At 43.4% G+C, this 8,743-nt stretch carries 12 protein-coding genes; all 12 read right to left on the bottom strand.

From position 1 onward, the window contains the following. Nucleotides 1–32 precede the first annotated feature (32 nt). The 12 genes from CAG68_RS17560 to CAG68_RS17505 all read right to left on the bottom strand — a co-directional run bounded on the left by CAG68_RS17560 (nucleotide 33) and on the right by CAG68_RS17505 (nucleotide 8,702). Nucleotides 33–2,288, bottom strand: coding sequence for a hypothetical protein (locus CAG68_RS17560; RefSeq protein WP_161441435.1), 2,256 nt, complete (start codon nucleotides 2,286–2,288; stop codon nucleotides 33–35). 9 nt (nucleotides 2,289–2,297) lie between these two features. After that, nucleotides 2,298–2,720 (bottom strand): hypothetical protein, encoded by a 423-nt coding sequence (locus CAG68_RS17555; protein WP_158156437.1) that lies wholly within the window; start codon nucleotides 2,718–2,720, stop codon nucleotides 2,298–2,300. Nucleotides 2,721–2,752: 32 nt separating this feature from the next. Beyond that, nucleotides 2,753–3,055: a hypothetical protein gene (locus CAG68_RS17550; protein WP_161441434.1), complete on the bottom strand. Its 303-nt coding sequence runs from the start codon at nucleotides 3,053–3,055 to the stop codon at nucleotides 2,753–2,755. Between the two features lie 67 nt (nucleotides 3,056–3,122). Further along, nucleotides 3,123–3,572: a phage tail tube protein gene (locus tag CAG68_RS17545; RefSeq protein ID WP_161441433.1), complete on the bottom strand. Its 450-nt coding sequence runs from the start codon at nucleotides 3,570–3,572 to the stop codon at nucleotides 3,123–3,125. Between the two features lie 3 nt (nucleotides 3,573–3,575). Then, entirely contained in the window at nucleotides 3,576–3,956 is a 381-nt protein-coding gene (locus CAG68_RS17540) for a hypothetical protein (protein ID WP_158156431.1), read from the bottom strand. Between the two features lie 13 nt (nucleotides 3,957–3,969). Continuing rightward, nucleotides 3,970–4,542, bottom strand: a complete 573-nt coding sequence (locus tag CAG68_RS17535) for a hypothetical protein (protein WP_161441432.1) — start codon at nucleotides 4,540–4,542, stop codon at nucleotides 3,970–3,972. A 2-nt stretch (nucleotides 4,543–4,544) separates the two neighbouring features. Next, nucleotides 4,545–4,880: a phage head closure protein gene (locus CAG68_RS17530; RefSeq protein WP_161441431.1), complete on the bottom strand. Its 336-nt coding sequence runs from the start codon at nucleotides 4,878–4,880 to the stop codon at nucleotides 4,545–4,547. 9 nt (nucleotides 4,881–4,889) lie between these two features. Continuing rightward, the gene (locus CAG68_RS17525) at nucleotides 4,890–5,219 is read right to left on the bottom strand and encodes a head-tail connector protein (RefSeq protein ID WP_158156425.1); all 330 of its coding nucleotides are present in this window, start codon (nucleotides 5,217–5,219) and stop codon (nucleotides 4,890–4,892) included. Continuing rightward, nucleotides 5,219–5,410 carry a hypothetical protein gene (locus CAG68_RS17520; RefSeq protein ID WP_161441430.1) on the bottom strand — a complete coding sequence of 64 codons (192 nt, stop codon included), beginning with the start codon at nucleotides 5,408–5,410 and terminating at the stop codon, nucleotides 5,219–5,221. Before CAG68_RS17520 ends, CAG68_RS17525 begins: the two co-directional genes overlap by 1 nt. A 73-nt stretch (nucleotides 5,411–5,483) precedes the next feature. Further along, nucleotides 5,484–6,587, bottom strand: a complete 1,104-nt coding sequence (locus tag CAG68_RS17515; RefSeq protein ID WP_161441429.1) for a phage major capsid protein — start codon at nucleotides 6,585–6,587, stop codon at nucleotides 5,484–5,486. Between the two features lie 149 nt (nucleotides 6,588–6,736). Continuing rightward, nucleotides 6,737–7,477, bottom strand: coding sequence for an HK97 family phage prohead protease (locus CAG68_RS17510; protein ID WP_161441428.1), 741 nt, complete (start codon nucleotides 7,475–7,477; stop codon nucleotides 6,737–6,739). After that, nucleotides 7,467–8,702, bottom strand: coding sequence for a phage portal protein (locus CAG68_RS17505; RefSeq protein WP_161441427.1), 1,236 nt, complete (start codon nucleotides 8,700–8,702; stop codon nucleotides 7,467–7,469). Before CAG68_RS17505 ends, CAG68_RS17510 begins: the two co-directional genes overlap by 11 nt. Nucleotides 8,703–8,743: the final 41 nt, after the last annotated feature.

Here is an 8,743-nt window from a genome sequence, read left to right as displayed (position 1 = left end):
GGGGAAATATTATTAGACCGTGACATTTTTCGTTATCGTCTTGGTCGTTCACTATTTGCTTTGTTCACGACACCAGAAATATGGTCTCTGTGTTTCACAGATTGTTGTTTAAACCAACTATCATCGAACACGTTACCTTGAACGATTAACGGTGCCTCGATAGTAGTCGTGCCAGTATTCTGAACAGCATTCGATTCTAGCAATTCAAACTTCTGATTTTGTTCTGGCGTAAGAACACGTTCACCAGCTTTCAATCTGAAAGAACTGTTGTCCATATCTTGAGGAACAACGCCACCAGCGTGGAACTGCCCTTCTACGGATTTGATACTCGCGATTTGACTTGCTACTGCTGCACCAGCAGTGATTGAAGCTGCGATTTTAGAATAGAAATCTAATGTCGGATCAGCCCATGCCTGAGCAACCGCTTGACCTTGATTCACTAGACTCGTAACTAGCGCAAATTCCTTCTGCATCCCGAACACTGTACCAAGCTGTGCTCCGATATCGCTGACGCTTTGCATCAATGATGAACGTTCAGTCTTGCGCTGTTTTTCAAGCAATGCAGCTTTCTGTTCTGCGTGACTAAGCTCCATGTCGTACACAGCAGCGTTGTATTCCGCTTCGAGTGCTTTCTTCTCGTTCAGGTGCTCTTTGAGTGCTTCTAGTTCAACCGCTTGCTTCTGCGTTAGCTGCTCCATTTCGGTAGCATCTTTGCCGAGCTTCACATCTGCTGCTGAAATTCCAATCTCATCGACCTGACGTTGGTATAGACGTTCAGATTCAAGTTTCGCTCTGTCGTACGCTTCTTTAGAGATCAGTTCGTCTTTGTACGCTTGCTCAACGCTCTTCAACTGATTGTCGCGTTGCTCTGCGTATATCTGTTCAGAAGTCATCACGCTTGCACGTACAGACTTTATCCACGAATCACTAAGCGTTTTCTGCTGAGCATTAGCCGAACTCGACGGTGTAGACGTATCGCTTGAGCTGTCTGCACTAACTGTTGAACCTTCGAAAATCTGTTGGCCAACTTTCATTGACGACAAATCGAATTCTTTCGCAACCATCGGGTTAAACGTCATCCCTTCAGATTTGCGATTTTCAAACGCTTCGCGTTCAAGCTTGTCGCGCTGTTGCAACAATGCAATCTCTGCATCTAGCTCAGCAAGACGTGCTTTGTTGTTAACTCTCGATGGATCGTTTGGATCTTGTGTTGTGTATGAATACGCAGATAGATCTTTGCGAATCTTCGCCTGTTCTTGTCGCTTAGCCGAGATATCAGACTGTGTTACAACGTAACCAGACGTTTCTTCGTATGAAGTACCTAACCCAAGCTTGTTCATTATGCGGTTGAGTTCGGTAATGGCTGACATTATCCCGTTATATATCGAAGTGAATGTTTGCGACATCCCGTTCAAGAACAACTCAAGACTGCTGATCATGTCGTTGTACAAAACAGACATGCCTTTCATCAGGTTCTGATTGCCCTCGCCGCCCAACGATTTAATGTAGTCTTTCATGCGTTTTAGCGCATCGAGAATTGGCGGAGCTACAGCAGCAGTGAATGATTGCTTGAACACTGACCACATAGAGTCGATTTCAATCATGGCCTTGTTCATGTCGGTCATAGCACTGTTAATCGTGCTCATGTCCATACCGAACATTTCTTCGTATTCTCGCGTTAGGTCGTTAACTGATACGCCTAATTCACGTGAACGCTGATAAAGCATGAAGAACTGATCACCGAACTTATCAGCCCAATACAATGCATCGCTGTCGGACAATTTATCTAATTGATTAACAAGCTCACCGTATTGTTCAGCAGGTGCAAGATTCTTAAAGTCTTTAACTGATAGGTTTAGCTCGTCGAGCAAAGCGACTGCTTCACCCGTTCCACGTTCAGCGTCAGACATACGTTCAGCCACTTCTTTAAAAGCGTCTGTAAGCCCTTCTGCCGACATTCCAACGTGCTTAGCTGCGTAATCGTATGCGTATAGCTCTTCAGTCGTTAGACCGACTTGTGCAGCGAGATAACGCATTTCTTGGTTTGCGTGTACTGTGTCTGTAATGAAAGACGTGATTGATGAAATCACGAAAGCACCTGCAACTGCACTTAGCGCACCGATCATTAGATTACTAGCGACCTTAGTTGCTTTAGCAGTTGCAGACATATCTTTCTGCATTTTGCTTAGACGCTTCTTAGTCTCCGTTTGGGATTTTTTTATCGCGTCTAGGTATTGTTGAGTGTCGGCACTCAGTTGCACCGACACATGTGATAGAGTCTCGCTCATTGCTTGCCCTTATGGTAATAGACTTCGTAGTTTCGTGATCAGATATTCGTCGTAGTCGGCTTGCTGAACTTCGAATTCAATCGTGTCGTTGATGTCTTGATAAAAGCTTTCTAACTGCGATTCGTACAAAGGGTTGGAAGGATCTAACGAACGCTGCGTCTCACGAGCTTTCTTGAACAATTCAGGCTCTAAGAAGTCAGTGTCTGGCACAATGTAAGGTATCAATTCGGAAGGTGAACGCATTTGGGATTTCTTCGTTGCGTTCTGGTTGTACAAAATCGAGGCAATCATTGCTCGTTCGTTACTTGCGACATCGTGCGTGAACGGCGAAATGATGTTTAAAGCTTTGAATTCGAGTAAGGTCGCGTTATCTAATTGCTCTACGTATTCGAGCGGCTGACCCCATGTTAATGCCAGTTTAAGCATGAACATGCGATCAGAATCTTCTATTAGCTTTCGGGCGACTACTTTGGGTCTACTAGACCGCTAACTTCCATTGATTTCTTAGCGATTTTTTCAAGCTCTTTGAACTGCATGTTGCTCATCAAATCTTCTAGTTGCGATTCGTCGAATAACAACTTACCTTTCGCGTCACAAAGCGATAATAGAGCAGCAGTCGCAACCATTTCGATTGGGTCACGTACTTTCTGGAATTTCTTTGTGTCTGTGCTCGACATCGGACGTACGAATACTTCGCCGAGTTCTTCTAGTTCAACTGAATGAACTTTAACTGAACGATTTAGAATATCTTTTGCTGAAATAGCCATTCTCTTTCTCTCCTGAAAAGAAGGGCGACGGCAAGAGAGAACCGCCACCCTGATTTAATGAATATGATTAAGCTGCAACTGGTGCAGTATCTTCGAAGTCACCAAGTGCGCCGTCGATAGTGATAGAAACTGTCATCGAACGAACTGTGTCGAATTCAGAACCTAGTGAGTTACTAGAAACAAAGCCGCTGAATGAACGGAATGTTGATTCTGTGCCTGCTGGGGTTGTGTACTCGATGTAAAAATCAACGCGTTCTGAAGTTGCGTACTTATCAACCATCGCTTGATGTGATGGGTTTGATGGGTTCCAGTTCAGAACTAGCTCGATAGAGCCTGCTGTTTTCGAACCAACAATCGAACGTTGATATTGAACACCGTATTGCGGTACTTGGATTACTGTTGCTTCGTCTGTAGGTGAACCAATGCTCTGTACTTCAGTGATTTCCGTGAATGCAGAACCTGAGTTGTAGAACATTTTTGTGTAGTTACCCGCCGAAACATCGTTAAGGTGTGCCATGTGTTATGCCTCTCTGACAATTAAAGTAAATGTGATGATTCTGAAGTACAGGTCTAGGTCGTGATTGGTTGCATCAGAGACACTTGTCACTTGTGACGTTAAGACTTCAGTTTGTTCGTGTGTGAATCCTTTGCCATCGAATAAATCGATGACTTGCTGTGCAATGTTCTTGACCGATTCGAATCGATTGTCACAAACCTGCACTGAGTATGTGTGGTCAGAAACACTCGTTTTGTATTGCTCTGAACCCACGTTTCGACCTGCGTCTTCAAGCGTGTATGCGATAGCAGGTAATTGAACTGATTCAGGTACAAATAACGGATATGCTTCGATCTGAGTTTGCGCCTCGATATAACGACGCAAATCGTCTTGAATCATTCTCATATATTTAGAACTCTTATTTGTTGAGTGCGCGAGTAAACGAACGAACGTTTTTGTATTGCTTCGATGCAATCATTTTGATTCCGCGCTTGATTGATTTTTTAAGTTCAGCAATCGCTTTTAGTCGCTTCGTTGCCAACGCTCCATGCAAGAACGCGATTGGCTTGCGTTTCTTGGTTTCGACTGCATACGGCTTTGTTTTTCTACCGAATGCTTGATTTCGAATATGAACTTTTGTTCTTTGAACACCGTGGTTAAGTACGTACGGGTATCGAATAGATTTATCGCTGAAGTTGATGTTTGCTGTAACTTCGTGCCTACGTCCCTTCTTCATCCCACCTGATTTCTTGAACGCTGAACCTGCATTCGCCGCATAGTTGTATTTAGGTGTGGGAACTTGCATCGTGTTCTTTGCATGACCCGTTTTCGTTGGAATACGAGCTTTCGCAGTGCGCAATACTTCAGTCATACCGCGCTTAGCACCAGTAACCAGAACTGCACGCTTCCATTCCTTGCCTTTCTCATCAGCTAGTGATTCAAGTGCTTTGTCTAGCTCTTTAAACCCGAATGTTTTTGATGTGAATTTCATGATTACTTACCACGCATTTTGCAGGTGATTAGCAACTCTCGATTCAGGTAGTCCGTGTTGATAACCGATTCAACGTCGTATTCCCTGTTGCGAAACACGATGTACATTGATGAATCGAGATATTCGAGGTCTTTGCGGTAACGAATGCCAAAAGTCACGGTATCTTGCGTTTGACGAACTACTTCGCCTGTTTCTTCATTTTTGTCGTGCTCGATGCGTGCTGAGACAGTGCGAAATAATGCTTTTTCATTTATCAGTTCCCCTGACTCACCACGAGTGTTTACGACATCGTAGATTTGGATTCGGTGACGCATCTTCCCCGCGTTGATTGGTCTCATATGACCCCCTTAACTTGCTAAGTAGCCAGACGAACTCAATCGATATTTACGGAGAATGTAATCGACACCTAACGGTACTCGACGGAGCTGGCTATCTGACATTGATTCGCGATTCTCGTACATGCCCGCGATTAGCATCAAAACTGCAACATCGATATCTGCGTAACATGGGATTTCGTTTTCATCTTCTGTTGCTATACCATCCCAACGAACACGTCGGTTGATTTGGCCTTCAACGATGTCTTGTGCGGCCCTTTGAAGTAAAAGCAGATGTTCGTCGTCGTAAGTGTCATCAATATCAATACGACATTGATGCTTTATGTCTCTGAGTTCTAACATTATTCAGCCTTCTTCGTTTTACGTGTTCTCTTCTTCGGTACTGGCTTAGTTTCAAGTGCTACTGGCGACGGTTTAGTTTCGAGTTCTGGGTAGAAGTACATCGGGTATTCGTCGATAACTCGTTGATCTGTTACTTCCTGATCTTGTTTGAACTGCCCGTATTTGCAGTTGAACGGTAGTCTTACTTTCATGTGCTCTCCTTAAACGAAAAAGCCCCACCCGTTTGGGTAGGGCTTCGATTGTGATTAGCTAGTTAATGCTTGATTAAGCAGCAGCTACTAGGTCGCCGTAGAACACACCAACGTTGTTTTCTACTGTTAGCGCACAACGCTGATCGGCACGTACTGCAATAAGACCTTTCTGGAAGTCGTCTTGGTCAGAATCAGACATTTTGATGTCAATACCTTGGCGGACGTGAAGAGTAATTTCACCAGCATCAACAAGAAGGAACTTGCCTTTAGCGATAGAACTAGACTCAATCACGCGCACACCCCATGCAACGTTTGGATTAACTGCGCGTGCATCTGCTGCGATATAATGGCCATCAGAACCTTTAGTAAGGTCTAATTCGGCAGTGTCTTCAGGGTGAAGCACAATGAATGTTGCTTCTAGACCTGCTGCTTTCATTTGAGCTTTGGCTAGACGAACATTGTCAAAAATAGTTTTGCCAGCTTCTGGGGTGAATACTGTATGGTTGTCAACGTGTGTGAGGCCTTTCAATTGACCACCAGTGCCAGTTCCTGAAACGATTTGGTTCTGAACCGCACGAGCTACTTGATATGGCATTTTGTTGTTGATGAATGCAGCAACTCGTGCATTATCATCCATCAAGTTTTTACTCATTTTACGAATATGACCAACGTCACTGATCTGCATACTTAGGTTTTCGAATGTGTAGTCAGATACGCCGTATGCAGATAGTTCGTCTGCGCGCGGAGCTGCGCCATCAGTAATCAAAAGCTCTTTAGTGTATTCAACAGAATTCGAAGTTGCTGGCATGGTCGGAATCACATCTAGCAGATTCAGACTTTCAACTGGTTTACCAACAACACCTGCTAGACGTTGTGAATATGTTGCGCTAGTTGCGTTAGTCGAAGTTTTAATTTCAACTTTAGCTACCGCTGATTTACCTTCAGCCATATGTTTAAATTCAGTAGAATCCGCGAATTGCTCACCTAGAGACTTCACTTGCGCTTTAGCAGGTACGAAGCCAGATGCTGATTTTGCTTCTACTTCACGTAGACGAGATTTCAGTTCGTCGTTAGCTGCTTTCAATTCAACGATTTCAGCACTTACTGGTGCTACGCTTTGTTCGATTTCAGATTTTGTCGCCATTTCTTGAATAGCGGCCATGATTTCTTGAGACATAGTTTTTCCCTGTCTTAAATTTAAAAATGATTTGATTTGAGTGTTGTCAGACTTGTATCCACAGCATCACGCAGGGAAAAACGCAGGACTGACTCGCCTGCATCAGATTTGTTTCTTGTGCTTGTATTTAGATCGAAAAAATCAGCGCCTTATGAGGCAAGACGCTGTTTCAATAGAAGTGCTGTAAGAATTTTGGTTTCTTCTGCTTCTTTAGCTGCTGCTTTTTGCTCTTCAGCCGCGATTTCAGCGTTTTTACGCTCGACCTCTGCTTGTTCATCGTTTGCAGCAAGAATCACGCTCTTAGCTTGTGCTACGAACGATTTAGCTGCTTCTCTTGAGCAATTGAACTCAGTCCGACAAAATGTTTCGAGTGACTTCAGCGAATCCACTTCTTGAAGTGCGTCTTTCACGCTTAGCAAGTCGATTTTTGCTTTGCGGTCTGCTGGGAACGAAACGATTGAGACTTCACCCAAGTACGTCACGTTCGTGATGACTCGACCACCATCAGCCTTAACTTCGTAGTCGTCTTTCGATAGCGAATAGCCAATTGATAGCCCTTTGATAGTGCCGTGTTTCAGTGCTGCTTTAAGATCTTCAGCGATAGACAGCCCTTTCGTTAATTCACACTTAATCAAAAGACCGTGTTCGTCTTCTCGCATATCGAGAATCTTGCCAACTGGAATAGAATTGTGCTCATGACCGAACATCAAAAGCGGCATTTCTGCTGTACCAGCTTTAACCGATTCGATAACAGACGCATACGCGCCTTTTTTAATCGTATCGTTGTACGAGTCGTTATTATCAAAAGTCGATGCGTAGCCCTCAAACGAATAACCGTCACCGTCAACAGACATCTTGACCGACTGAATTTTAATTTGTTTAATCTCCATTCGGAGTACCCTCATTTGTATTAGATGATTGCGCGCTAACTAATTGCGCTTGTTGACGTAACGTGTCGTATTCTTCGCCTTCCTTTGGTGGCTTATTCATTAATTCACGTGCTTCGTTTTGAGTTAAAATACCCGCTGTAACAGCAGCAGTGCCGATACCAGAAAGCGTTTTGAAGTCGTGTCTTAGTAATTTGAAAGATTCAAACTCAACGTTATATTTAGTGCGCTCTTTTCGCGTCATTAATTTGAGGCGAATTTCATCTTCAATCTTTGTAAATAAAATTCCCAAATCAGTCGAAATCCATGAGCGAATTACATCTTCAGTTGGTAGTGATTTGTTTGTTAACTCGCCTATTCCCAATAAAGACAACGGAACGCCGTATATACGAGCAATATCTTCAGTCGTATATTTTCTCGACTCTAGAGTTGCCATATCCTGTGGGCTCAGTGCGATAGATTGGTATTTGAAACCACCCTCAAGAATCATTGTTTTATGACTACTAGTTGCAGTTTCCATTTGAGCAATTAACCGTTGATCAATTTTCTTTCGCTGTTCATCAGTCAGAATTTGCTCTGTTGAAAGTATCCCACCAGGTCTTCCACCCGAACTAAAGTAATCAGACTGAAATTTGTCTTGAGTAATCGCGATACCAAGTGTTGAACGATGATAAGCAAGCGGTGATAATCCAGTTAATCCGTTACCCATTCCCTTGATATGAAAAACATCTTCCGCTTTGTGCAACTTCTCGTGAGTTCCTTCAATTAACGGATCTAACTGTTGTCGATAAATCAACTCACCGTTTGCTTGAAGCTCTGGAGTAGTGTCTTGCGACGGCATGACAAATAGCGCTACTGGCTCACCTATTGAGTTACGAGCAATTCGCGCATAAAAGTTACCATGTAACATTAGGTTTAGTGCAAGCGTTTGTCTGAATGTCGTTCCAGACATATACGGGTTAGGCTTATTCTGAATTAAATCCCACACAATATGATCAGACTTTTTACGTGCTCCATTGATTTCTTCAGTAAAACTAAGCGGAGCACTTCCGATCATATTTGCAGTTAACGTAATACAACGCATTACTGTTGGTAGCTGTAATGCGGTATCCTCATTTACTGGTGCTGGCGTTGACAAATAGTGATCAGGAAAGTTTATTTGACCACCAGTACTAACTTCAGTTGACTTACCTCCGAATAGATTGGTAGCCCATCTAAAAACGTTCATTCGAACCCCTCTAATTAAAATATTAACGGGCTATCTAAGAA

The sequence above is a fragment of the Vibrio sp. V42_P2S4T144 genome, from assembly GCF_009904715.1.
GTDB lineage: Bacteria > Pseudomonadota > Gammaproteobacteria > Enterobacterales > Vibrionaceae > Vibrio > Vibrio alginolyticus.
The sequence above is the reverse complement of the archived record's forward strand: the minus strand, read 5'-3'. Positions and strand labels throughout refer to the sequence as shown.

Excerpts from the sequence above, each read along its gene's own strand:
- CAG68_RS17525 (WP_158156425.1), bottom strand. The coding sequence starts at position 5,219 with ATGTTAGAACTCAGAGACATAAAGCATCAATGTCGTATTGATATTGAT.
- CAG68_RS17540 (WP_158156431.1), bottom strand. The coding sequence starts at position 3,956 with ATGAGAATGATTCAAGACGATTTGCGTCGTTATATCGAGGCGCAAACT.
- CAG68_RS17535 (WP_161441432.1), bottom strand. The coding sequence starts at position 4,542 with ATGAAATTCACATCAAAAACATTCGGGTTTAAAGAGCTAGACAAAGCA.
- CAG68_RS17505 (WP_161441427.1), bottom strand. The coding sequence starts at position 8,702 with ATGAACGTTTTTAGATGGGCTACCAATCTATTCGGAGGTAAGTCAACT.
- CAG68_RS17530 (WP_161441431.1), bottom strand. The coding sequence starts at position 4,880 with ATGAGACCAATCAACGCGGGGAAGATGCGTCACCGAATCCAAATCTAC.
- CAG68_RS17515 (WP_161441429.1), bottom strand. The coding sequence starts at position 6,587 with ATGTCTCAAGAAATCATGGCCGCTATTCAAGAAATGGCGACAAAATCT.
- CAG68_RS17520 (WP_161441430.1), bottom strand. The coding sequence starts at position 5,410 with ATGAAAGTAAGACTACCGTTCAACTGCAAATACGGGCAGTTCAAACAA.
- CAG68_RS17550 (WP_161441434.1), bottom strand. The coding sequence starts at position 3,055 with ATGGCTATTTCAGCAAAAGATATTCTAAATCGTTCAGTTAAAGTTCAT.
- CAG68_RS17545 (WP_161441433.1), bottom strand. The coding sequence starts at position 3,572 with ATGGCACACCTTAACGATGTTTCGGCGGGTAACTACACAAAAATGTTC.
- CAG68_RS17510 (WP_161441428.1), bottom strand. The coding sequence starts at position 7,477 with ATGGAGATTAAACAAATTAAAATTCAGTCGGTCAAGATGTCTGTTGAC.
- CAG68_RS17555 (WP_158156437.1), bottom strand. The coding sequence starts at position 2,720 with ATGTTCATGCTTAAACTGGCATTAACATGGGGTCAGCCGCTCGAATAC.
- CAG68_RS17560 (WP_161441435.1), bottom strand. The coding sequence starts at position 2,288 with ATGAGCGAGACTCTATCACATGTGTCGGTGCAACTGAGTGCCGACACT.